The 22,058-nt window shown below is 60.4% G+C and carries 26 protein-coding genes and 2 pseudogenes; 19 read left to right on the plus strand and 9 right to left on the minus strand.

Translation table 11 applies throughout. The annotated features are described in order from the left end of the window. Positions 1 to 470: 470 nt before the first annotated feature. On the minus strand, positions 471 to 1,319 hold the full coding sequence (locus B9A95_RS12235; RefSeq protein ID WP_084047546.1) for an alpha/beta fold hydrolase: 849 nt from the start codon (positions 1,317 to 1,319) through the stop codon (positions 471 to 473). 29 nt (positions 1,320 to 1,348) lie between these two features. Here B9A95_RS12235 and B9A95_RS12240 point away from each other — a divergent pair, with 29 nt between their 5' ends. The 3 genes from B9A95_RS12240 to B9A95_RS37125 all read left to right on the plus strand — a co-directional run bounded on the left by B9A95_RS12240 (position 1,349) and on the right by B9A95_RS37125 (position 2,849). Further along, positions 1,349 to 1,993 (plus strand): helix-turn-helix domain-containing protein, encoded by a 645-nt coding sequence (locus B9A95_RS12240; RefSeq protein ID WP_084047547.1) that lies wholly within the window; start codon positions 1,349 to 1,351, stop codon positions 1,991 to 1,993. A gap of 1 nt (position 1,994) precedes the next feature. Beyond that, the gene (locus B9A95_RS37120) at positions 1,995 to 2,468 is read left to right on the plus strand and encodes a helix-turn-helix domain-containing protein (protein WP_084047548.1); all 474 of its coding nucleotides are present in this window, start codon (positions 1,995 to 1,997) and stop codon (positions 2,466 to 2,468) included. 63 nt (positions 2,469 to 2,531) lie between these two features. Continuing rightward, positions 2,532 to 2,849 (plus strand): hypothetical protein, encoded by a 318-nt coding sequence (locus tag B9A95_RS37125; protein ID WP_425429944.1) that lies wholly within the window; start codon positions 2,532 to 2,534, stop codon positions 2,847 to 2,849. A 139-nt stretch (positions 2,850 to 2,988) separates the two neighbouring features. Here the strand turns inward: B9A95_RS37125 and B9A95_RS32185 are convergent, their stop codons facing one another. Continuing rightward, positions 2,989 to 3,192: a hypothetical protein gene (locus B9A95_RS32185; protein WP_139806735.1), complete on the minus strand. Its 204-nt coding sequence runs from the start codon at positions 3,190 to 3,192 to the stop codon at positions 2,989 to 2,991. Between the two features lie 650 nt (positions 3,193 to 3,842). Then, the gene (locus B9A95_RS33650) at positions 3,843 to 3,989 is read right to left on the minus strand and encodes a hypothetical protein (RefSeq protein ID WP_170928614.1); all 147 of its coding nucleotides are present in this window, start codon (positions 3,987 to 3,989) and stop codon (positions 3,843 to 3,845) included. 165 nt (positions 3,990 to 4,154) lie between these two features. On the opposite strand from B9A95_RS33650, the gene B9A95_RS12265 reads away from it, so the two are divergent. The 3 genes from B9A95_RS12265 (at position 4,155) to B9A95_RS12275 (ending at position 5,398) form a co-directional block, all read left to right on the plus strand. After that, positions 4,155 to 4,610: a hypothetical protein gene (locus tag B9A95_RS12265; protein WP_084047552.1), complete on the plus strand. Its 456-nt coding sequence runs from the start codon at positions 4,155 to 4,157 to the stop codon at positions 4,608 to 4,610. 366 nt (positions 4,611 to 4,976) lie between these two features. Then, positions 4,977 to 5,150 (plus strand): hypothetical protein, encoded by a 174-nt coding sequence (locus B9A95_RS33655; protein WP_170928615.1) that lies wholly within the window; start codon positions 4,977 to 4,979, stop codon positions 5,148 to 5,150. Continuing rightward, the gene (locus B9A95_RS12275) at positions 5,147 to 5,398 is read left to right on the plus strand and encodes a hypothetical protein (RefSeq protein WP_084047554.1); all 252 of its coding nucleotides are present in this window, start codon (positions 5,147 to 5,149) and stop codon (positions 5,396 to 5,398) included. Before B9A95_RS33655 ends, B9A95_RS12275 begins: the two co-directional genes overlap by 4 nt. 51 nt (positions 5,399 to 5,449) lie before the next feature. Here the strand turns inward: B9A95_RS12275 and B9A95_RS12280 are convergent, their stop codons facing one another. Next, a complete protein-coding gene (locus B9A95_RS12280; RefSeq protein WP_084047743.1) occupies positions 5,450 to 6,361 on the minus strand; it encodes a LysR family transcriptional regulator in 912 nt (303 codons plus the stop codon). Positions 6,362 to 6,566: 205 nt separating this feature from the next. Between B9A95_RS12280 and B9A95_RS12285 the strand changes: the two are divergent. The 4 genes and pseudogenes from B9A95_RS12285 to B9A95_RS12300 all read left to right on the plus strand — a co-directional run. Then, positions 6,567 to 6,778: pseudogene (locus tag B9A95_RS12285) on the plus strand (sulfurtransferase); the annotation flags it as partial. Between the two features lie 269 nt (positions 6,779 to 7,047). Next, positions 7,048 to 7,920 carry a sulfurtransferase gene (locus B9A95_RS12290; protein ID WP_084047555.1) on the plus strand — a complete coding sequence of 291 codons (873 nt, stop codon included), beginning with the start codon at positions 7,048 to 7,050 and terminating at the stop codon, positions 7,918 to 7,920. Next, entirely contained in the window at positions 7,917 to 8,276 is a 360-nt protein-coding gene (locus tag B9A95_RS12295; protein ID WP_084047556.1) for a hypothetical protein, read from the plus strand. The genes B9A95_RS12290 and B9A95_RS12295 overlap by 4 nt, the downstream gene beginning before the upstream one ends. Positions 8,277 to 8,534: 258 nt before the next feature. Continuing rightward, a complete protein-coding gene (locus tag B9A95_RS12300) occupies positions 8,535 to 9,245 on the plus strand; it encodes an IS6 family transposase (RefSeq protein ID WP_084047557.1) in 711 nt (236 codons plus the stop codon). Positions 9,246 to 9,349: 104 nt separating this feature from the next. Here the strand turns inward: B9A95_RS12300 and B9A95_RS12305 are convergent, their stop codons facing one another. Both B9A95_RS12305 and B9A95_RS37130 read right to left on the minus strand, forming a co-directional pair. Then, positions 9,350 to 9,874, minus strand: coding sequence for a transposase (locus B9A95_RS12305; protein ID WP_084047558.1), 525 nt, complete (start codon positions 9,872 to 9,874; stop codon positions 9,350 to 9,352). A 122-nt stretch (positions 9,875 to 9,996) separates the two neighbouring features. Next, a pseudogene (locus B9A95_RS37130) lies at positions 9,997 to 10,344 on the minus strand (helix-turn-helix domain-containing protein); the annotation flags it as partial. A 400-nt stretch (positions 10,345 to 10,744) separates the two neighbouring features. Between B9A95_RS37130 and B9A95_RS12315 the strand changes: the two are divergent. The 7 genes from B9A95_RS12315 to B9A95_RS33665 all read left to right on the plus strand — a co-directional run bounded on the left by B9A95_RS12315 (position 10,745) and on the right by B9A95_RS33665 (position 16,595). Continuing rightward, complete coding sequence (locus B9A95_RS12315; RefSeq protein WP_084047560.1) at positions 10,745 to 11,104, plus strand: hypothetical protein; 360 nt, start codon at positions 10,745 to 10,747, stop codon at positions 11,102 to 11,104. A 211-nt stretch (positions 11,105 to 11,315) separates the two neighbouring features. Continuing rightward, a complete protein-coding gene (locus B9A95_RS12320; protein ID WP_170928616.1) occupies positions 11,316 to 12,479 on the plus strand; it encodes a DUF4388 domain-containing protein in 1,164 nt (387 codons plus the stop codon). 252 nt (positions 12,480 to 12,731) lie between these two features. Next, positions 12,732 to 13,187, plus strand: coding sequence for a GAF domain-containing protein (locus B9A95_RS32195; protein WP_139806737.1), 456 nt, complete (start codon positions 12,732 to 12,734; stop codon positions 13,185 to 13,187). A 654-nt stretch (positions 13,188 to 13,841) separates the two neighbouring features. Beyond that, positions 13,842 to 14,195 carry a hypothetical protein gene (locus B9A95_RS12325; RefSeq protein WP_139806738.1) on the plus strand — a complete coding sequence of 118 codons (354 nt, stop codon included), beginning with the start codon at positions 13,842 to 13,844 and terminating at the stop codon, positions 14,193 to 14,195. A gap of 186 nt (positions 14,196 to 14,381) precedes the next feature. Continuing rightward, the gene (locus B9A95_RS12330) at positions 14,382 to 14,741 is read left to right on the plus strand and encodes a hypothetical protein (protein WP_084047560.1); all 360 of its coding nucleotides are present in this window, start codon (positions 14,382 to 14,384) and stop codon (positions 14,739 to 14,741) included. Between the two features lie 240 nt (positions 14,742 to 14,981). Continuing rightward, a complete protein-coding gene (locus tag B9A95_RS12335) occupies positions 14,982 to 16,160 on the plus strand; it encodes a DUF4388 domain-containing protein (RefSeq protein ID WP_139806739.1) in 1,179 nt (392 codons plus the stop codon). A gap of 171 nt (positions 16,161 to 16,331) precedes the next feature. Next, the gene (locus B9A95_RS33665; protein WP_084047563.1) at positions 16,332 to 16,595 is read left to right on the plus strand and encodes a hypothetical protein; all 264 of its coding nucleotides are present in this window, start codon (positions 16,332 to 16,334) and stop codon (positions 16,593 to 16,595) included. A 28-nt stretch (positions 16,596 to 16,623) separates the two neighbouring features. Here B9A95_RS33665 and B9A95_RS32200 read toward each other — a convergent pair whose 3' ends face one another. Then, positions 16,624 to 17,046 carry a hypothetical protein gene (locus B9A95_RS32200; RefSeq protein ID WP_139806740.1) on the minus strand — a complete coding sequence of 141 codons (423 nt, stop codon included), beginning with the start codon at positions 17,044 to 17,046 and terminating at the stop codon, positions 16,624 to 16,626. A gap of 665 nt (positions 17,047 to 17,711) precedes the next feature. Here B9A95_RS32200 and B9A95_RS37135 point away from each other — a divergent pair. Then, on the plus strand, positions 17,712 to 18,155 hold the full coding sequence (locus tag B9A95_RS37135; RefSeq protein WP_084047564.1) for a lasso peptide biosynthesis B2 protein: 444 nt from the start codon (positions 17,712 to 17,714) through the stop codon (positions 18,153 to 18,155). Positions 18,156 to 18,406: 251 nt separating this feature from the next. Here B9A95_RS37135 and B9A95_RS12355 read toward each other — a convergent pair whose 3' ends face one another. Continuing rightward, positions 18,407 to 19,744, minus strand: coding sequence for a tail fiber domain-containing protein (locus tag B9A95_RS12355; protein ID WP_084047565.1), 1,338 nt, complete (start codon positions 19,742 to 19,744; stop codon positions 18,407 to 18,409). Between the two features lie 23 nt (positions 19,745 to 19,767). Further along, positions 19,768 to 20,880 (minus strand): hypothetical protein, encoded by a 1,113-nt coding sequence (locus B9A95_RS12360; RefSeq protein WP_084047566.1) that lies wholly within the window; start codon positions 20,878 to 20,880, stop codon positions 19,768 to 19,770. A gap of 957 nt (positions 20,881 to 21,837) precedes the next feature. Here B9A95_RS12360 and B9A95_RS35435 point away from each other — a divergent pair. Further along, a complete protein-coding gene (locus B9A95_RS35435) occupies positions 21,838 to 21,978 on the plus strand; it encodes a hypothetical protein (protein WP_245808274.1) in 141 nt (46 codons plus the stop codon). The last annotated feature ends 80 nt before the right edge of the window (positions 21,979 to 22,058 follow it).

Raw genomic sequence — 22,058 nt, forward strand, 5'->3', positions numbered from 1 at the left:
ATCACCAAGTCAAGCGTCCAATTGAACGCTCACGCTGCTAAGCTATATGGCTCAAAAGCAAAGGGAGGTTAATTCAAGAGATTATTGACGCAACCAGATTTTCAGGTACGACGATCAGTACGTTGGTTGCTGCCTACAATGCCAAACGCAAACATGTTTTTCTGGACAAACGTCAGTGAAACAAGTCTAATCCCATTTTCTCAATCCAGCCCATCAAGAGGCATGATCTTGGTCTTTTCAAAGACCACCGGCCTCCAATGCTGCTCTGGTCCTTACCCAGTGGAAATAACAGACGTCATGATCTGAAGGTGTGAGCGCTCAATAGGGCGCTTGGCGATACACAAGCTCAAGCTCTTCGGATGTAAGGAGCGGAGTCAGGGCAGCAGCTTGGCCTCGTATGAGATCCGCTGGAGACGGTGTTCATCCTGGTCTTCGGGAGCATTGTGCTCACGGTGGTGCTGGAACGCGCCTCAGCGTGTGAACCTAGACCGGGAAGGCACTGGCTGTTCGAGGACGGCTGCCGGTCCAGCCTTCAATTGCTGGGCCTGCCTCCTCAAGGGTACGAGCTCCTGCGGCAGGACCTCACCGGCCCACCACCGTTCCAGGACCTGGGCGAGCAGATCCGGACGCCGCGCAAACCAGGCATGGTCCCCGTCCGGAATCCCGTACGCCCCGCTGTCCGCAGCAGTGGCAGCCAGGGCCAGCGCCGATTCCCGTACCACCGACGCTTCCCGCAGGCCTGCCAGCACGAGCAGGGGTCGGCCGAGTTCAGCCAGACCCCTGGGAACTCGGAACTGTGCGCCTTCGGTCAGCACCTGTCGCATGGTGTTCCGGGTCAGGGCGCGGGCATCTCTCACCAACAGGGCCTGCTCTGCTGGCGACAGCTTCAGGGTCCGCCCTTGCAGGACCGCGAGCCGGGGCTGGAGTGGGACCAGCGCCGTCCCCAGCGTGATCAGCGCACGGGTGAAGGGGAGGGGCTGAGCGCAGACGCCGATCAGGGTGACGCTCTGAATGACTTCAGGGTGCGCTGCTGCCAGTTGCGCCGCCACCGCCCCGCCCAGCGAATGCCCGACGATGTGGGCGCGGCCCTCGTGGGCCCGATCACGAATGAATCCTGCAAGGTGCTCGGCTGCGCGAGTGATCTGGAAAGGCCCCAGTGAGGCGTTCTGACCCAGCCCGGGCAGGTCAGGGGCCAGGACATGCCGGCCAGGCAGGTGTGACGTCACTTCCCGCCACGTCCAGCCCGTTACACCTGCTCCATGCAGGAGGAGGGCAGTGGGTGAGGACTGGGGGCCTGTTTCGCGGGTGATGAGGGTCATGGCTCCAGTGTCGCTGTACCCTACCGGAAATGACACAGCCCGATTCCGGAAGCCTGACCGTACAGACGGCGGCAGCAGCAGATGCCCTGCTGGACTTGAGAACGGCCCGCATCCTCGCCGTCTTCTGGCAGGAGGCACGAACGGTGACGGAAGCGGCCCGCCAGCTCGGCCAGGATCCGGAGGAACTGCGTTACCGGGTGCGCCGACTGACGGCCCTGGGTTTGCTCCAGCACACTGAAACGCAGGCGCGCAAGGGCCGCCCCATGAAACGCTACCGGGTGGTGGCGCAAGCCTACTTCGTGCCGTTCGAGGTGACGCGTCACGAAACCTTAGAGGCTTACCTGGCCCAGATAGAAGGGGAGGCAGCCGCGTTCGTGCGGCGCAACCTGACGTGGGCCCTTCAGCGCAATGGGGAAGGCTGGGGCCTGCGCCTTGCCCGTGGAGAGGACGGAGAAATCCATTCCAAGCTCGCCCTGTCGCCCAACGAGGACTGGGGAATGACGGAAAGCGGCCCCGCGCTGCTGTCCTTCGTCTATCCCGCCCTCAAACTTGACTTGCGCGAGGCAAAGGCCTTTCAGCGAGACTTATTGGCCCTGTTCCGTCAATACGCGGGGAAACCAGGTGCGCAGACCTACCTGTGCCAGATGGTCCTATGCCCGGTGAACCTTCCCTAAAATGGCAACGCCTGCCGCTCTCCATGCGTTGGGCCCTCACCCTACTTCACCCCACCCGGCTGCTCAGGGGCAAGCCTTCCTGTCACTGGCCGGGAGTCTCCGCTTCGTGTTCAGCTGGGCACTCGCACGCCGGAAGGCGCACTATGCGGAAACCCAGAAGACGCTTTCCCTCCAAGACCTGCGTGCTGAACGGACGGGCCTGAAGAAGCAGGAAGAGACGGCGCGGCTCAAGGCGTCCGACAGCCCGCTTCTCCAGTCAGCCCTTCAGGACTGTGACCGGGCGGTCAAGAACTTCTTTGAGAAGCGGGGAGGTTCTCCCGGTTCGGGGCAAACACCGGGGTACCCCCGCTTTCCGCATCCCCGTGCGGGTACGGGCCGAAGGGAAGCGCCTGTACGTGCCGAAGTCTGGGTGGGTCAAGTTCCGCAAGCGGGAGGCGGATGGGCACTGGTGCGTCTCGCTGTTCGAGATGCCTGACGCGCCGCTTGCCCCATCCCCGAATCCGATATCGTGGGGATTGACCTCGGCCTGAAGGCGTTCGTGACCATAAGTGACGGGCAGCGCAAGCCTGCAGAGCGGTTCTTCCGCAAAGCTGAACGGAAGCTGCGCGGTGCGGCCAAGACGCTTTCCTGCCGCAAGCGGGGGAGCAGTCGCTCTGCGAAGGGCCGTACGAAGCTCGCCCGCGTTCACCGTCGCGTCGCCCATCAGCAAAACGACTTCGTTCGTCGAACAACTGCCCAGTTGATGGGGGTTCTCCGGGTTCTGCATCGACGGCCTGGGCGTGAAGGGGATGGCGAACACCAAGCTGTCCAAGAGCGTTCTGGATGCGTCCTTTGGGGACTTCCGCCACCAGCTTGAATACAAAGCCGTCTGGCATCGAAAGCACCTCGCCGTGGGAGACCCGGAGGCACAGAACGCTCGTGGAGCGTGTGGAAGACCGGCCAAAGCTGGCGACGGGTGCTGAAGCGGGAATCCCACTCCTTTCGGGGTGGGCGTGTCAATCCTCTGACCGTGCACCGCGCTTGATCTGCTCGGTACTCAGGGCCTGGGTTTTCAGGATGGTGCCGAAGATGGTGCGGCCCCGGAGTTCCAGTTCACGGGCCTTGCGCAGGTAAGCCTCGGCCAGGCGGATCTCCCCGGTCGCCCGGAGCTCCGTGCCCGTGTTCTCCAACAGTATGGTGGCTTCTTCCAGGGGCTGCATGGTCCGCCATAAGGGCCTTTGAAGGCAGGGGAAGTCATCCAGGCCAGCGTCGACGCTGGCCCGTACACTGGAGCCTGGCAGGTCACGGTGACGGACGATGTGACGGACGACGAGACGTTGGTCGTATACCTGGACGTGGCCACTGAGTACCTGCGGGCCCAGGGCCGGTTGCAAGTGCTGGCGGCGGCCCGCCTGGATGTTCGACGAGCCCACCCGGTTCGTTCCTGCACGTGGGTACCGTTGGCTGAAAGAGGGAGGCCACGACGTGTACCAGGCCGCGGCTCGCAAGACAGGACACCTCGAACGGCGAGGCCAGCGCTGCCTCCTCCTGGCGATCGGCACCGGCCGAGGCAAGGGCGAGAAGAACTTACTGATCCAGTTCTGGTGGGTCACTTGCCATGGGTGAGTGGTTTCCCGAGCTCGAGGATATAGAGAGGAACTTCGACCAGGACGGGTTTTCGCTCTCTCATCGTTCAGGTGTCTGAACGCCTACGCCCGTGACAAGTGACCCACCAGGACGGCAAGACCACAGACATGCAGGCGACTCGTGCAGAAAAATTTCCTCAGTCTACTGCGCTTCCCCACGGCAGGCACGCACATTTCTGGCATCCAAGCCACTGAGGTTCAGACGGGCACGGTGTGGACTTTTTTCACCGCGAGGGCCCAGGCTCAGGCACGTCGAGGACGCGGCACAGCTCGCTCAAGAACTGCCCGTCGTTCGCCCGCTCCGCCCCACCCGAGTCGGACCAGCGTTGAAGGAAGAGGTCAAAGTCAATGGGCCAATGTGAGTCTTGCACCTTGAAGCTTCCAGCGTTGTCACATTTGTGGAAATGCAGAGGCACGAACTCCTCACCCTCCGCTGCTGTTCCTTACCTCCCGACAGCACTTCGTGAGACCTCACGAGATGGGAGAGGAACTCATTCAAGGCGGCCTACCCTGGACGGACAAGGAGGGCTGTTCCAATGAAACGAGTCACAGTCACCATCCTGCTCAGTGCCTTGTTCGTCCTGCCTGCCGCTCACGCCCAGTGCGTCTCTCACCCGGCCACCTCGTTCGCAGGGCGGGTGCAGATTCCCTACCCCAAAGGCGGCGGCACGGCGTCCGTGGTACGGGTGTGCGGCCCTGAGGCAGCACGAATCACGCAGGAACTCACGGCACAGGGAAAAAAGCTGAACACGAACGTGCGCTGGGTCGAAGTCTACCGCGTGCGCCGCTGGCAATCGGCCTTCCACGACAGCATCTACCAGCTTCGGACGCAGGGCTTCAAACAGGACACCTACCGGAAGTTTCAACTGCAAGGATGGGACGACGCGGAAACGCTCGTGTACACGAACAGCGCTGGCAAGTACGTGGGCATGATCTCCAGGGGAACCTCCGCAGACGGGTCCTCATCCATCTTCGCGCTGTATGGCAACTGAAGCGCCCTTCGTCCTGGCCCTGGCTCCTGATGGTTGCAAATGCCGTCTTTGAAGGGTTTTTCCTGGAAGACGACCCGTACCCGATGCATGTCATTGACTTCGCGTGCATTCGGCGCTAACTTAGAGAAATCAAGGCGGCCTCAGGGTCGCCTTCTTCTTTGGCTTTCCCTGTGTCCTCTCCTCTGTCGTTTCCTGGTGCTGTCGCGCTTATCACCGCTCCTCATCCTCCAGCCGTGGCGTGCGCCGGAGCGTGGCGCTGCTCATGTGCCGGGATTGCCAGGGCACGGGACGGCGGAAATGAACACCCGACCCAACGACGCCGCCTTCGTACGCCCCGCCAGCGAGATCACACGAGCAGCCGGCGCCGTGCGACCAACGGACGGCCTGTCCAACCGCGAGTACTTCGCAAGCCTGGCGCTGCAAGGCCTCCTAACGGGTGCGGGCGACAACGACTTCTCGTACGACGATGCAGCTGAAGACGCTGTCACATATGCCGACGCGCTAATCGCGGCACTGAACAAGAAGGCGGGCACCTCGTGACCGTGCAGGCCGTCACCCTCGCCACCATCCTGCACGCGATCTGGACCCAGGGGCCGCTGTCCATAGAACAGATAAGGGAGATCACGCCCGAGCTGCAGTTGCTGGAGCGTGTGAACGCGATCCTCACGCTGAATCGTCACCAGGTGAGCGACCGGGACGACAGTGGGGTCGATCCCCTGTACACGGAGTTGCCTGAGCGGGAAATGGCAGCGCTTGTGCTTTTTAATGTGGCTTTTCGATGGCTGTGAAGAGCAGCCGCGGCGGCCTCACAAGAGTAATCAATCACCTGTGAAGAGAGGTTATGGGCGAGCAGAGCGCAGACGGTGCACCTGACGGGACTTCATAATTAGATCCCCCAGGCGCCGCGACGCGGGGCGCGCCAGGACGTCGGTTGGGGTCACCACCACGTACTCCACAGTAACGTTCGGTGCTTCAATCAGCACGGGACTGATGAGGCCTGCCTCCACCTCTGCCGCAGCGACGCTTGGAGGGAGAATCGTCACGCCGATCCCCCGCACCAACGCTTCCCGCACAGCCGTGAGGCTGCCGAGTTCAAACTGCACAACGGGGATGAGAGTGGCCTCTGCCAGCAGTCGCTCCGCGTGCTTGGCAACGGTGGACCCCACCATCGGCCAGAGGAACACATCCTGCCCTACAGCGAGCAGGGGTGTGGAGCCGCGCACTTCTAGGCGGTGGCCAGCAGGTACCAGCAGGCACAAATCCTCGGCACTGAACCGTTGCGCTTCCACTTCGGCGGGCAGAGAACCGACAGGCCGCACAATCAGGGCCGCGTCCAGAGTTCCGGCCGTGAGGGCGTCCAGCAAGTGCGAAGAATGACCGCTGGTAACCCTCACTTCATGTCCAGCGGCATGAGCGCTGGTCACCATGCTGACAGCGGCGGTGCCCAGCATCCAGGAGAGCCCCAACCGTAAGGGCCGCGCTCGACTGCGGCGGGACTCCAAATGCTCTGCCGCGCTAGAAAGGGTCACAGCGATTGTCCGGGCATACGTCAGAAGGTACTCGCCAGCTTCCGTGAGGGTGATTCCGTAAGCGGTGCGGTTATACAGCCGCTCTCCCACGAGGTCCTGAAGGGCCCTGAGTTGCCCACTGACGGCCGGTTGGCTGAGACGGAGGGCTTCTGCTGCACGGCTGATGTTGCCGTACTCCGCCACTACGCTGAACGTCACGAGGTAATCCGGGTTCAGCCGCATGCCCAGAGGATACGGGGCGCACACATGAAGTTATTGGAAAATCTAATAACTCCGCACCTGGCTGCTTTCTTGTTCAGCTCGTAGCCTGCACCTCCGGTAGGGCCAACCAGGACGACCTGGGCGAAAGGACACCATGACGAAGATCGCTCCCCCTGCGCACTGCCTGGGTGGCTGAGCATCTCAACGACCCCACCTCCGCCGCCTGGATAAGCTGCGGGCCCTGTATGCAGCAAAGGGCGTCACGCCGGATAAGAACATCATCGCGTACTGCCGCATTGCGGAGCGCAGCAGCCGCTCGCGTTTTGCTCTCACGCAGTTGCTGGGCTATCCACAGGTGAAGAATTACGATGGCAGTTGGGGACAGAATGGGGCAACGCCGTCGGGCTCCCCATCCAGAAAAGCTACGGGTATGAATAAAGTTTATGTCCCCCTAAAGGCCCATGCTCGTCCGTTTCTGCGGGGGAATGAGCGTTGAACTTGTTCAACGCCGTTGCAACGGACTCAGTCCCGGGAGAATGCATTGCTCCTGGGGTTCTTTTTTACGGTTATCGACCCTGGGGTGGGACAAGACGGATGACCACTGCGTTATCAGCAAGTCCGATAACTTCCCCTCCGTCTGCTTTCTTGAGGGGCGCTGAGCAAGTGGATAGCCTGGACGCGTCAGGATCACCTGATTCGAGGAACACATGACCCAGAATCCACCTACCGCTTACGCCCATCACGTGCTGGTCGATACCGCCTGGCTCGCCGCACACCACGGTGACCCGCTGGTGCGCGTGCTTGAAGCCAGCGAGGACCTCGCTCTGTATGACAGCGGGCACGCCCCGAATGCCTTGAGGCTCGACAGTCGGCGTGATCTGTGGGACCCGGTGATTCGTGACTTTCTGACTCCGGAGGCCTTTGCCGCCTTGATGGCCCGCCTGGGCATTACCCATGAGACTACGGTCGTGCTATACGGCGATAAGAGCAACTGGTGGGCCACGTATGCGTTCTGGTTCTTAAAATACAACGGGCACGCGGATGTGAAGCTCGTGAATGGCGGCCGTCAGAAGCTCGACGCGGATGGATTGGCCTTCACCATCACTGTTCCGGAGGTGACGCCAACCACGTATCCCGTCCGGGCGCGCAATGAACGCCTGCGTATCTACCGGGACGAAGTACGTCAACACATCGCAGCTGTCCACAAAGGTGAAGGCGCTCTGGTGGATGTCCGCAGCCCGGATGAATTCGCGGGGAACGTCACACACATGCCTGAGTACCCTCAAGAAGGTGTGCTGCGTGGGGGGCACATCCCCAGTGCGGTGAATCTACCCTGGGCAATCGCCGTGAAGTACGATGGCACTTTCAAGTCAGCGCAGCAGTTGCAGCGCCTATACGAGACGGCTGGCGTAACACCGGACAAAGCAGTGGTGACCTACTGCCGGATTGCAGAGCGGAGCAGTCATACGTGGTTCGTGTTGACGCAACTGCTGGGTTACCCAAATGTCACCAATTACGACGGGAGCTGGACCGAGTGGGGTAATGCGGTCGGGCTGCCGATTGAGAAGGAGCAACCATGAACGCTGTCAAACTCCTCAGCTTGTCAACAAACCGTCGTCGCTTGCGACCGTTCCTCGATCCTGGTGGATTCTTTCTGTTCTTCGGGATTTCCGGCATAGACCACAACCGCGAGGAGCGGTATCAGAAACGCTTTGAAGAGGAGTACTACCGGAACCGTACCACAGTGAAGTTATCGCAACCACTTGCACTTGGGCAGTACACTTTGGAGGGGCTTCCTGAGACCGCGAACAGCCTGCCTTGGATTGTGCAGAACGGTGGCTTTGTGACGGGCTTTCTTAGCGATGAAGGCTTGAGTGACCTGCGCAAATGGATGGAGCAGAGCGACCGCATAGTGCAGCCCGTAGCCCGCACTTGAGGTCATGATTGGGAACCGTAAAGGGTAACTACTTAAATAAATAAAAATGCCTCCACATCATGTAGGGCGTGCAAGAAGGCGAGAGGATCAAGTCAGACCGCAAATCAACGCCACGGGAAACAACCTCAGGACCATGCCGAAGAGCGCGTTAACCACGGCGACCGTGGCCACCAGAAGCAGCAGACCGCTGAGCAGGGTGCCCACGCTCGACTGAGCCGCGACTGTTCTGGCAACTTAATGCCGGTAGGCTGGTGAGTTGTGACTGACCGGAAGCCCTACCGCCACCGTTTTCCCCTGAACGTCATCGGTTACGCCCTGTGGCTCTACCACCGCTTCCCTCTCAGCCAGCGTGACGTTCAGGAACTGCTCCACGAACTTGGTATTCGGGTCAGCCACGAAACCCTGCGTCAGGGGAACATTAAATTCGCTCCCCTCCTCACGGAGGAACTGCGCCACTGGGAACCCCGGCGGGGTTCCCAGTGGCATCTGGATGAGATGTGCGTCCAGGTTGGTGGGGTGAAGCATTGGTTGTGGCGAGCGGTAGACGAGCACGGCAACGTGCTCGACCTCCTTCTTCAGGAACACCGAGATACGGAGGCGGCCAAGTCCTTTTTTGTCCGCCTGTTGAGGCAACACGACGTGCCGGAGGTCATCCACACTGACAAGCTGTGGAGTTACGGGGCGGCCCTACGAGAACTTCCTGTGCTCCAAGGTGTGGAGCACGTTCAGGTCGTGTCCACCGCCCGCTGTAACAACATTGTGGAACAGTCGCATCGCCCCACCCGGCAGCAGGAACGTGCTCAGCTCGGCTTCAAACGACGACGGCGAACGCAGGAATTCCTCGCCCTGCACGCCCGCGTCTCGAACCTTCACCGCCAGACCCGAACGACCACTCCCACTGCCCTGAGACGAAGCAACCAAACCACAGCACTGCTTCTCTGGCAAGAGGTATTGCAGCAGGCGGTTTGATTCTCAAACCCCCTGCTGAGCGACTCCGGCCCCCTTGAGGTTAAGTTGCCAGAACCCGTCCAGGACAGCTTTGGCGTGGCCCGTGAATATTCCCCGAAGTACAGTTATACGGACTCCGACTCATTCCTTAACAAAGGCCACCAGTGAAAGAGGGTGTGTTGTGAGAGAAGATCGGGCTGCGTCTCCAACCAAGCGCACTGCTGAGCGAGGGTCTCGGTGAAATCTTGTCGGGTGTCAAAGCAGCGATTGGCAACGGTGTGATCGGTCAAAGCCCAGAGCCGCTCGACAGGCTGCAATTCCGGGGAATACGGCGGTAAGGTCACCGTTTCGATCCCCTCTGGCTGTCCCTGCGGTGCAGGGACATGAAAACCTCCTCCATCCTGAACGACCAGGACATGGAGCTTCTCACCCGCTCCTACACGCTGAGCGAAGGCCGCCATCACGGCTTGATCAGCCTCCTTATTCAGAACCGGAACCAGCCAGAATCGGCTTTCCCCGCTCTCCGGGTTGACGAAAGCGTAGATGTAGAGCCACTCGTCGCGCGGGTGGACAGGACGGACCAGTGGCTGCCCGGTTGGTGCCCAGACGGTACGGAGAATGGGTTGCAATCCCAGACGATGTTCGTCCATTGCCCACAAAGAAACGCGTGAGTGGAGAAGCTCCGCACGGCGGAGCTTCTCCACTCACGCTTTGTTCTGAACGCCTCCTTGGCCTCCTCGTCTCCCTTGACGTGTCGGGGGCGTGGTTTCTGGGGCGAGAACCCAGCAGCACGCATGAATTCGTAGGTTCGGCTGAGGTAGACGTCTTTGCCGAATTCTTGCTTGATCCAGGCCTGTACCTGCTTGCCTTCCCACACGATGCCTTGCTCGAAATCCTGGTGGATCCGGGCCGCCAGACGTTGCTGTTCTTCCGGAGTGAAGAGGGTCGGGGCACCGCGGTTCGTCTGTCGCCCGTCTCGTAATGCGGCGAGGCCCAGTTCCCGATACCGCCCGAGGAGGTGGTAGGCCGTGACGCGGCTATAGCGACTCAACGACAGCACCTCCTTGAGGGGGCGCTGCTCTGCGAGCAGCGCGAAGAACTGGGCCCGGCGACGTTCCACCGCGCAGGTACTGGCTTGAAAGATGCCCCAAATTCTTCGGCGGAATGTTGGAGGGGTTGAGTAAAGGCGGACTGTTTGATCCCTCTATTGTAAATGATCTATTCGGAGTCCGTATTAGATGCTGGCCTCTTGTTCGTTTTATCTGGCGTACCAGCAGTCCTGGTGGCATTGAGGACGATCGACGGAGGCGGTGGCCGGAGTAATCCTCCGGTCCAAAGATGCATCTTTTGCATTATATTCCCGTCCCAGACGCATTTTTCAGGTGTAATGCTCAAGTAATGGGGGCCTGTCAATCTCTGTTCAAGCACCACTGCAGTCACCCTGCTCCCTTCAGAAGCAACCAAGCACCCCGTCCCTTTTCGCAGAGGCCAAGCCTGCTGCATTCCTTGAGGAGATCACCATGACGAACGTCAAAGACACGCTGGACGCCGCCCTCCGCACCATTGACGGCGCCATCGCCGCCGCCCTGGTCGACTACAGCAGTGGTATGGCCCTGGGCACGCTGGGGAGCGGTGTCAACCTGGAGATCGCCGCCGCTGGCAACACGGAAGTCGTGCGCGCCAAGATGCGCACGATGGAGATGCTCGGCATTCCGGGGTCCATCGAGGACATCCTCATCACGCTGGACAAGCAGTACCACATCCTGTTCATCCTGCCGAGCCAGAAGCTGTTCATGTACCTGGTGCTGAACAAGGACCAGGCCAACCTGGCAATGGCCCGGTACAAACTCCGTGGCCTCGCTGACAACCTTACCGTCTGAACGACCAGCGAACTGGCTTTACTCCGCCCAGTGGTGGTAAGGGAACCAGGCAGTCTGCTGGTGCACACAGGTCTATCCCTGGTGACATTTGTGCAAGCGAATCATTTCTCCCATCGTCAGGGAAGGGGAAGGCGTGCATCAGCAGGGTGAGAAGAATCAAAGTCAGCGAGCCGGAGAGAGCAAGATGCTTACGGATCCTTCCGCTTCCAACGTGGCACCGATCGTCCTGATCGTGAGCGAGAACGCCGACGCCATCGTGGCAGAACTGCCCCATTACGTCCCTGCAGGAGAGCACTGGCAGCTCGCCCCCACGGCCACTTCTGAGGACGCCCTTCGGTTGACGCTCCCTCAGGCGCCCGATCTCATCGTGCTGCAGGCGGAGGCCCCCATACCGGAGACCCATCCGCTGTTCGAGTACGCCCGGGAGGTGTGGCCGGAAACATTTTTCCTGCTGAGCACCTCCTGCACGCGGGAGGAAGTACAGCCGTTGTTCTCCCGGTATGGGGATATGCCCCTCGCCTCGCCTGACCTCACGCCGCTGTGCGCTGCGATTGCCCACGAGGTGGCCACGCTCAGCCGCGGTTCACTGCGGGGTCTTTCGCTCCCCAGTTTCCTGCAGACGATGGAGTGGGAAGCCAGGAGCCTGGCGATTCGCGTGCAGTCCGAGCAGGACTGGGGGCGGCTGCACCTCAAGCAGGGCCGGCTCGTGAATGCCTATGTTCACCGACAACAACGGTATGGGGAAGCGGCCGTGTTTGAAATTCTGACCTGGCAGGACACAGCGGTGACCATCGAGCGCTCCTACCACAACGAGCATGACGTGATCGGTCAATCTCTCGCGTCCCTGCTGATAAAGGCGAAACAGGCGGAACCGGAAGAGCTCAAGGCGGACGACCTCATCATCGAAGAGGACGCACAGGGCCAGGCACAAGAGGCCATCCCTTCCGCTCCGTCCCCCGTGCCCACAGAACTTTCCACGGAGGCCTCCTCCTCCGTGCCTTCCCAGGAGATCGATATGGCGAACGTCAAAGACACGCTGGATGCGGCCCTTAGGACGATTGATGGTGCCATCGCCGCAGCACTGGTCGATTACGGAAGTGGAATGGCCCTTGGGATGTTGGGCAGTGGCGTCAACCTGGAGGTAGCGGCCGCCGGGAATACGGAAGTGGTCCGCGCGAAAATGCGGACAATGGAAATGCTGGGTATTCAAGGTGGGATCGAGGACATCCTCATTACCCTGGACAAGCAATACCACATCCTGTACATCGTGCCGAACCAGAAACTGTTCATGTACCTGGTGCTCAGCAAGGACCAGTCCAATCTGGCGATGGCGCGATATAAGCTGCGCACCTTGACACAAGACCTGAGTGTTTGACGCTTAGGTGGGAATGGGCTCAGGCGGAAGGAGACACGGCTTCCTTCACCTCATGGATGACCAAAATTGGCCCCAATTGTTGGATCTCCTTCATCGGGAATCCCAAGGGGTTCCCAGCCCTGCATTGCTCTTGGAAATGGGTGCGGTCTCCTGACACATGTGGCCGAGTCTCCACTGCACCTCCTCGAAGACGAGAGGAGTTTAAAGGGAGCGAAGCATTCCTCCTTCGAGCAGTGAGACAGGGGCAATTGAATGAACATTCAACCTAGAGAAGGCAGTGATTCATCCGAATTAATAAGTACTGAAACGATCGCTATTGTCGATGGATTATTTGAGGTGCTGGACGTTGATTTCGGAGGACTTCTCAGGATTGAGCCAGCACACCTCCAGACGCTGTACTCACGCTCGAAGCACGGTGGCCTGGAAGGCTTTCCAGCAAACGATGATATCAACCCTTACTTGCTATGGAATGCGATGCGTCGGGGTAGACCAACGTTTGTTGACGTCTTTATTCATGGGCCTGAGTTATGGCAACCCTTGTCTAAGCTGGGCGTGACCGCTCTGGCGTTTGTGCCCTTCACACTCAGAGCGTCTACAATTTTGGCAGCTATCCTGATCAGCTTTACCCCCGGACGAGTATGGACAGACGTTGAGCGCGAATTCCTTCGTCAAACCTACACCCGTGGTGTACCAACGCATCCCAACTGAATCTACCGAGGCATCCATTAAAAGGATGCGTAGGCTCCATTCTTTCCTTCTCCGCCCTCGCCAGGAAACCGAAAAAGCCGTGCCACATATCTGCTGATCCCTGCACACGTTCATCAAGAGTGTTCTCCGTGTGCGACTCTCTTGACTTCAGCCTCAGGTATCAAAGTGCTTTTCAAGCAGATCACTCCGGCGATGAATGCTTCCATTCCTCTGGAGGATCCCATGACGAACTCAAAGACCAAGCGCGCCCGGAAGCCCAGAACGGCGGCCGCTCCCCCCTCCCCCATTCTGACTCAGGGGAGTGAACCTCCGGTGACGCCCAAGCCGACGCTGCGGCGCGGTGGCTCACCTCAGCAGGAAGAGAGCCCTGCTGTTCTCAAAGGCAAACGGAGCCGGCAACCGAAACAGGCGGCCACCTCGGTTACCCCTGAACTGAGCCCACCGGGTACAAGCGCTCTTCCTACAGAAGCCGGTTCTACAGTGCTGAAACGCAAGCGGAACCGGAAGCCTACACCAGCGGCTACTCCTCTCTCCTCCACGCCTGCCGGGAAGATGGAAGCGACGGTCGCGTCTGAACTGACTCTGAAGAGCACAAGCGCTCTCAGCCCAGCCGTGCGTTCAGTACCTGCACTTCAGGAGAAGGACCGAGCGAACGTGACAGAGGCCCTGGAGACTGCCCTTCGCACCATTGATGGTGCCCTGGCGACTGCGCTGGTGGATTACGGGAGTGGGCGAGCGCTGGGCATGCTAGGCAGCGGAATCAACCTCGAGGCCGCGGCCCTCGGAAACACAGCCGTCGTGCAAGCCAAGATGCGCACAATGGAGTTGATGGGCATTGCAGGGTCCATCGAGGACATCCTTATTACCCTGGAAACCCAATACCACATCTTGTACATCGTCCCCACGCACACCCTGTTTATGTACTTGGTCCTGGACAAGGACCAGGCCAACCTGGCACTGGCCCGCTTCAAATTGCGCAGTCTTACTCACGCACTGATGACCTCCTAGCAGCTCCCTGAATTCTTGCTCCTTTTTATCGCCCCAGACACGCTTTTTCAGGTGTAATGCTCAAGTAATGGGGTTCTGCCAATCTCTGTCCAAGCACAAGCGAAATCAGAGCGCAGTCGAGAAGCAGTTCACCCATACATCCTATTGGCAGAGGCCAAGCCTGCTGCATTCCTTGAGGAGATCACCATGACGAACGTCAAAGACACGCTGGACGCCGCCCTCCGCACCATTGACGGCGCCATCGCCGCCGCCCTGGTCGACTACAGCAGTGGTATGGCCCTGGGCACGCTGGGGAGCGGTGTCAACCTGGAAATCGCCGCCGCCGGCAACACGGAAGTCGTGCGCGCCAAGATGCGCACGATGGAGATGCTCGGCATTCCGGGGTCCATCGAGGACATCCTCATCACGCTGGACAAGCAGTACCACATCCTGTTCATCCTGCCGAGTCAGAAGCTGTTCATGTACCTGGTGCTGAACAAGGACCAGGCCAACCTGGCAATGGCCCGGTATAAACTCCGTGGCCTCGCTGACAACCTTACCGTCTGAACCAACGGTGCGTCGACTTCACTTCAGGTGGTGTTCGCCCCGACCATGCGTGGTGAGTAACGCCCCCATTCGGTCTGCTGGTGAAGAATCTATCCCTGGCGGCGAATTACTATTCTTCCAATAACCAGGGAAGGGGACAACGTGTACCAGCAGAGCGGGGTGAACCAAAATCAACGCGCCAGGGAAAGCGAGATACGTACGGATCCTTCCGCCTTCAGCGTAGTACCGGTGGTCCTGATCGTGGGTCAGCATGCTGATGCCGTTGTGGCGGAACTGCGGCACAGTGCTCCTGGAGGGGAACACTGGCACCTCACTTCCTCTGCCACACCGGAAGATGCCCTTCGACTGACGTTCGCTCCTGCGCCTGATTTGCTTGTGCTGCAGGTGGATGCGTCCATCTCCGAGACCCATCCGCTGTTCGAGTACGCCCGACTGGCCTGGCCAGAGACGTTTTTCCTCCTCAGTACCCCCTGCACCCGGGAGGAAGTGCAGCCCCTGTTCTCCCAGTATGGGGACATGCCCCTGGCCTCGCCCGAGCTGGCCTCGCTGTGTGCTGCGATTGCTCACGAGGTGGCCACGCTCAGTCACGGATCGTTGCGCGGTCTCTCGCTGCCCAGCTTCCTGCAGATGATGGAATGGGAAGCCAAGAGCCTGGCGATTCGTGTGCAGTGCGAGCAGGACTGGGGGCGGTTGCACCTCAAGCAGGGCCGGTTGGTGGACGCGTACGTCCACCAGCAACAACGGTATGGGGAAGCGGCCGCGTTCGAGATTTTGAATTGGCAAGACACTACGGTGACCATCGAGCGTTCCTACCGCAATGAGCATGACGTTATCGGTCAACCCCTCACGTCCCTGCTGATGGAAGCGATGAAGCGCAAAGACGAAGGGGCGCACGCCAAGGTGTTACGCCTGGATGACTTCATTCTTGACAAGGAGTCCAAAGAACCGCCTGTCCTGGAGTGGGACCAGGCACAAGCGGCCTTGCCCCCCACCTTGTTCCCCGCGCCTATTGTATTTCCCTCAGAGGAAAAGTCCTCCGTGACCATACCGCAGTTCAACATAGCGAATGTCAAAGACACGTTGGATACGGCCCTCGAAACCATCGATGGAGCGATCGCCGCTGCTCTGGTAGATTACGGGAGCGGGATGGCCCTCGGTATGGTGGGCAATGGTGTTCATTTGGAGATGGCCGCTGCCGGGAATACGGAGGTCATGCGGGCCTTGGTGGGGACACTGAAGATGCTGGGTATTCAAGGTGGGATTGAGGACATCCTGATAACGCTGGACAAGCAGTATCACATCCTGTACATCGTGCCGAGCCATCCACTGTTCATTTACTTGGTGCTGAGCAAGGACCAGTCCAACCTGGCGATGGCGCGGTATAAACTGCGGACATTAACACAAGACCTCAATATTTAGCGCGCGTTCCGCCTCTGGCACCTTCCCAAGACAATACGAAGGCCTCTTGCCAGGATAATGGAGCAGAGATACTTCGCCTGAAAGCGAAGAGTGTCCAAAGTGTGATTTCATAGTCCGAAAACAGCAGTCGCAGAAATCAAGCGACTCTACGGGAGCATCATTATTCGGCAAATGGACGACCATCCACAGCCGCACCTCGTGTGGCTGGACATCCGCATGTCCGACCTTGACGGCTTCTCCACGGTGAAGCAGCTGCGCGAAGAAGATGCTGTCCAGAATTTCCCGCAAAGATCACTTGCGCGGTCGACCCACAAGCGATTCAGGTGGAGTCAGCGGCTGGAGGACGTTCTTCTCGGCATCGGTGAGATCGTTTGGGGAGGTGAGGCCCGCGTCATGCGCGCACCACCTCCGCCCTATCATCCCTCCTTCCTCTAATCAGGCAAAACCCGCTCCCACACGTTTTTCAGACGCACTTTATCGCAGTTGGAAGACGCCCTGCATCCATGCAGACCGAGGATTTTTCGACCAAGCGTTGATGGCCGATTTCTCTGCCTACGGCTGGCACTGGAACATTCGCGGCAAAGGGCAGGTGTACCTCTTTGATGCTGCTGGGCATTGCCTTGGACGGTTCCGCGAGCAGTGAAGTCAACATGGTCGCTTGGCCGTGCAGCACGACGTCTACATCACAGCGCAGCGTTATGGACCCGTGAGTATCGCCGCGATCTTGCCATTTGGCCGGAAAGACCCCTGGTTCATCGTGAGCGATGAACCGTACAGCACCCAGACGTTTGCGGAACATCACCAACGCACACAGATCGAAGAGGGGTTTTTGGACCTCAAGAGTGCGGTCTTGAACCTGGAAGACACTCATCTGGGTCAAACCCATCAACTGGAGCGGTTGCTGTTTGTGATGGGGCTGGCGTACGTGATGCTGCTGAGTGAGGGGACGGCTGTGGTCGCTGCGAGAGAGCGGAGGACAGTGGATACCCATTGGCAGCGGGGGGTGAGCTATGCACAGCTGGGATGTCGTGCCGTTCGTCGGGCGTTGACGGAAAGAAGCCCTTTCCGACAGAGGCTCCGCCTCTCCCCCAACCCTGATCCTGAGCCTTCACGCCGACGAGGTTCCCCGCTTCGCTGGCACCTCATCCAAGGCTTCTCATGACTTCTGTCAGGCTCTCAGGTCAGGCAGTCAAATCAATCGCCTCAGAAAATGAATGCGGCCCTCGAGGCACAGAGAGACAGTGTCCTTGGCCCCCTTGCCAAGCTTCAACGCAGGACCAGAAGGGAAAGGCGGTTGTGCTACGCTTTTCCTCTCAAAGTGCCCAAGAGGTTCCCTGGAGATCATTATGAAACAGCAGCAAATTGTCAAAGTGGTACCGGCAGAACCCTCTCGCAGATACGAGCGTCCGACCCTGACTCCAATCGGCTCCTGGGGTCCTCAGGTGATTGCCTTATCCCTTCCTGGCGGCGCCTCTGTCCCCCGCCCATCCGGCTCCAGAGAGAGCTACTGATCTTGTAGGCGTGCTCTTCTGGCCTGCTTGGCGCCGACGGATGCGCCGCGCCATCTTGGTGTTGAGCCTGTTGCCGGACGCGGTTGCCGCCTGGCACGCCTTACGGGCTGGTGGCGACCCACGCCAACACCTGACACGCTGGACTGTAGAGCAGACCCCCTCCATGTCCGTTTCGTCGGAATGGCTCACTGACTTGCTCGCTGCTGCCTCATGGTTAACCCGACGGCTGTACCCGCGCTTGAATCAGCGCGGTACATGTCTGCCCCGTGCATACACGAGTTACCGGGCACTACGGCGGCTTGGGTATCCAGCGGTGTTTGTCAGTGGCTTGACCCGTACTGCCCAGGGCGTACAGGGACACGCCTGGATCGAAGGACCGCATGGCCCTTTGCTCGAGTACGGTGAGCTTTACAATCGTGAACGCTTTACACTGCAATTTCAGCATCCCGAAGAAACCGAAATACTGTGTATGCCCCAAGCTTGAATCTGGGGCATGGCTCGTGACGACGCGGAGGGGGAGGCAAGCCCTGACGAACCGAACCTCTCCCTATGCCGCGTATCTGGCCGATCTCACGGGTGCACTTCTCCTCACGATGAACCTTCGGTCTGTGCAGGTGGCCAGACCTTCTCCGCGACAACAGTCCGCTGCGCGGCCATCCCCCAGCTTGAGCTGGGGGATGGCCGCGGTGCACTTACTCGCGCGTATTCCACGTGTCCCCAGCCAGGCTGGGGGGCTCACTCCGCGTTCTGCTCCAGCCGCGCGAGGCGGTCGAGAACGCTCTGCATCTGGGCCTTCAGGGCCGCGTTTTCCGAGGCCAACTTCGCGTTGCCTTGTTTCAGGGCGGTGATCTCGCGGTCGCGCGCTTCGAGTTTCGCGTTGAGGCCCTGAACCGCGGCGAGGGCCACGCCGTCGGCGTCCACCGTGTTGATGGTCTTGTCCGTGGTGTTGAGGCCGAAGGCCGCGCGGAAGTCCTGCGCCATCACGCCCATGTGCCGCGGCGCGCCGGATTCTTCCTTGTAACGCCACGTCGTCACCGGCATCTTCACGACGCTTTCGAGCACCGCGCGTACGTCCACGGGCTTGAAGTCTGTCTTGGCGTTCTTGTCGCTCATGACGTTCCACGACGCGCCGCCCGCGTTGATGCTCACGCCCGCCGTCATGTTGGCGTTCGTGTACAGCCGGTAGCCTCCAGCGTAGCGGGAGTTGAACTGGTTGTTGCCACTCGGGGAGAGCCATCCTGTCGTGGAAGCGTCGGCGAGGACGAACGCCCCGTCATACTCCGTGCCCCCGCAAGAGAGCGGAGAGGTCACGGGCGCGGAGCACGTGGCGGCGCGATACCCCAGGGCAACCGCGTGGTCGCCGGCCGCGAGGACGGTGTAGCCCATCGCAGTCGATCCGTCCCCTGTCGCTTTCGCGTTGTAGCCGATTGCGGTCGCTGCGTTCTTGGCCGCTGTCGCGTTGTAGCCTATCGCGGTCGAATAGGTTGCGGTGGCCTCCGGGGCGTACCCGACGGCGAACGAGCCGAATCCGCTCGCCGTCGAGTTGTACCCGCCCGCCCACGAGTAGAAGCCGACGTTGCTGTCGTCCCACTGCGTTCCACCGGTACCGATGCTGCCCGCACGAAACGCCGCCTTGAACGGATACCACATCATGCGCTCGCCCGCACCCGTTGCGGGAATAATGCCGTAACCGAGCGCTCCGGTGGCAACGAGGCTGCCGCTGCCGCTCACACGAAAACGATCGGCCAGCGGCGAGCCTGCGCGCAAGCGCAGCAACATGTTCCCGTTGGTCGTCTCGCCCGTGGTCGAGCTGATATCGCTGTTCTCAGCACGAAGCTCGCCCGTACGAAAGCGGCCGTTCGGCAAGATGAGGCGCTCGGGGGCGCCGTCGGTCGTGAGGTTGCCCATGTTGTTCACGCCCGTAAGCAAGGCCTGGAAGTTCGAGTTGATGTCGGCCGCCTTGATTGGCGTGCCCGACGAGAACGTGAAGGGCAAGGTGGTTTGGGCGAGGACCAGGCCGCCAAGGCTGAGCAGGGCCAGCGCGACGATCGAGCGGTTGTTGCGGTTGTTCATGCAAGTCTCCTGTGGTGGGGCGCTCAGCGCCAGTAGACGGCGTCCCAATTGGATTCGTCGTATTTCGGAACTGCACACGCGGCGTCGGTCGGCGCGAAGCCTAAGTAGCGCAGCGACGTGCCGCCCGGCCCGGCGGCGGTGCGGACGCTGCACGACCAGCGGGTGCGGTCGGTGCCCACGCTCGTCGCCGGATTGGTGCCGAATACCGCGATCTGCGCGCTTGTGCTCAACTTGTTCGCGCGGGCGATGACGACCTCCGGGGCGGCCTGCTCCTCGGCCGATACCGTGACGCGTGCGTCGCTCTCGTCGGCCACGATGAAGTGCAACGTGAACGACCAAGGGTTGTCCGAGCGCGGCGTTTTCTTGGGAAACTTGAAGGCGAGCGAGAGCATTCCCTTGCAGGTGCTCGCCGTGCAGTCGCCGCTCGTCCCGGCGGAGATCGACCGGCCGCCCGCGAGGTTTCTCGCCACGAAGCCATACTCGAGCACCTCGCCGACTATCGGTGGGTTCAGGGCGGCCGCCTGGGTTTCCACGAGGTCGGCTTCGTCAGGCATGAAGATCTGGAAGTCCGCGTTTTGGTCGCTCACGCTGATGTCAAGCCCGTCATAACGCATGCCGTTCGTCGGAATCATGTTTTGAGCGAGCAGGGGGTCGGTGAGAACGTTGCCCTTGGCGTCGTAGATTGCCGAGAGGGCGGTGCCGCCGAGATCACTGCTGGGGATGTGAACGGCGTACAGGGTGAGGTTGGCGAATGCCTGCCCCGTCTTGTTCGCGATGGAGAAAATGCTCGTGACGTAGCGCATGTTCGCCTTTTCGTCGTCGAGAAAGACGACTCGCCCACGTTCGAACAAATCGGCGGCGTTTGCGATCGGCACGGCGGTGCTCGCCTGAGGTGATACACCCCCGCGCCCAGGGGTCAAGAAACGCGTGGTCGCCGAGAGCGCGCCGCCTTCGCCCGCCCCCTCCACCCGCAACTCAAGCAGGCCCACGATCTTGGCGCCCGGCTGGGAAACCGGTCCCGTCGGTGGCACAGCGGGAGGCTGGCCCTGAGGCGGTGGAGGCGGAGCGGCGCACCCTGCAAGCAGCAAAAGGGTAGCGAGCGCCGCAAATGAACGTCCCTGAAAGCGCTTCAACATCTTTGTTCCACGCCGGGCGAGACGGAAAAGGGCAGGAAGTCTCCCGCACCGAGCAACCGAGCCTCGGGAGGAGTAGGCGCACACTTTCGTGAGAGGCTCTTCATGGGACCTGGGGCGAACTCTTTCATCGAACTCCTCGAACGCAGGGGACTGAGCGGGAATGCAAGGAAATATTAACAAATCTTCAAGTTTCGTTGTGCAGATTGTCGATATACGCGCTGACTCCGCGAGGGGGAACAGAAAGTCACAGAGAAAGCAGGAGAACCGTACCAACGCCCAGGATGTGGTTCACGCTCAGCTCGATACCCGTGGAGGGCCAACGGCATCGCTGTTCCGCGTGGTACTTGTCGGCGCTCAAGATGCCGAGGATCAGGAATAACGCCCCAAGGACACCTCTTGCCCGGCTGGATTCTCGGAAGAACGTGAGTACTACAATTGCAGTTGGCGATTGGGTCCCTCAAACACGGGAATTCTCGGGAGGTGACTGGTGACAGAAAGCCCTTGAACAACAGGTTCCTGGAGCAACTGCAACTGTAGTACTAGGGTCGCCTTCTTCTTTGGCTTTCCCTGTGTCCTCTCCTCTGTCTTCTCCTGGTGCTGTCGCGCTTATCACCGCTCCTCATCCTCCAGCCATGGCGTGCGCCGGAGCGTGGCGCTGCTCGCGTGCTGGGACTGCAGGGGAACCGGGAAGAAGGTACGGCGGTGAGCACGCGCCCGAGTGATGCAGCCTTCGCACGCCCGTATAGCGAGCACAAGCACGGGCCAGTCAGGCATGCGGATGGCCTGTTCAAACGCGAGTACTTCGCGGGGCTGGCCTTGCAGGGCATCCTGGCGAGCACGGCATACACGCAGTCGGAGTCAGGGACGTCTCGTCTCCACTGCGTCCCGACGATGCTGCTGGCAAAGCGGTGGCCTACGCGGATGCTCTGATTGCGGTCCTGAATGGGGGGCGGGCGCGTGACCGTCTCGGACCAGACCCTTGCCACGCTCCTGCACGCGATCTGGATGCAGGGGCCGCTGACGATGGAGCAGATCATGGACCTCACGCCCGAGGTGACGCTGCTGGAGCGGGCGTTTCAATCCTCGGCCGCCCCGTAGGACGGCCGCAACTTCAGCACCATGCCCGTGGAAGCGGAGGCGGTCCTGAGCGACTGGAGCGAACCCAGGGCGGGGGTCAC

The sequence above is a fragment of the Deinococcus hopiensis KR-140 genome (assembly GCF_900176165.1).
GTDB classification, from domain to species: Bacteria; Deinococcota; Deinococci; order Deinococcales; family Deinococcaceae; genus Deinococcus; species Deinococcus hopiensis.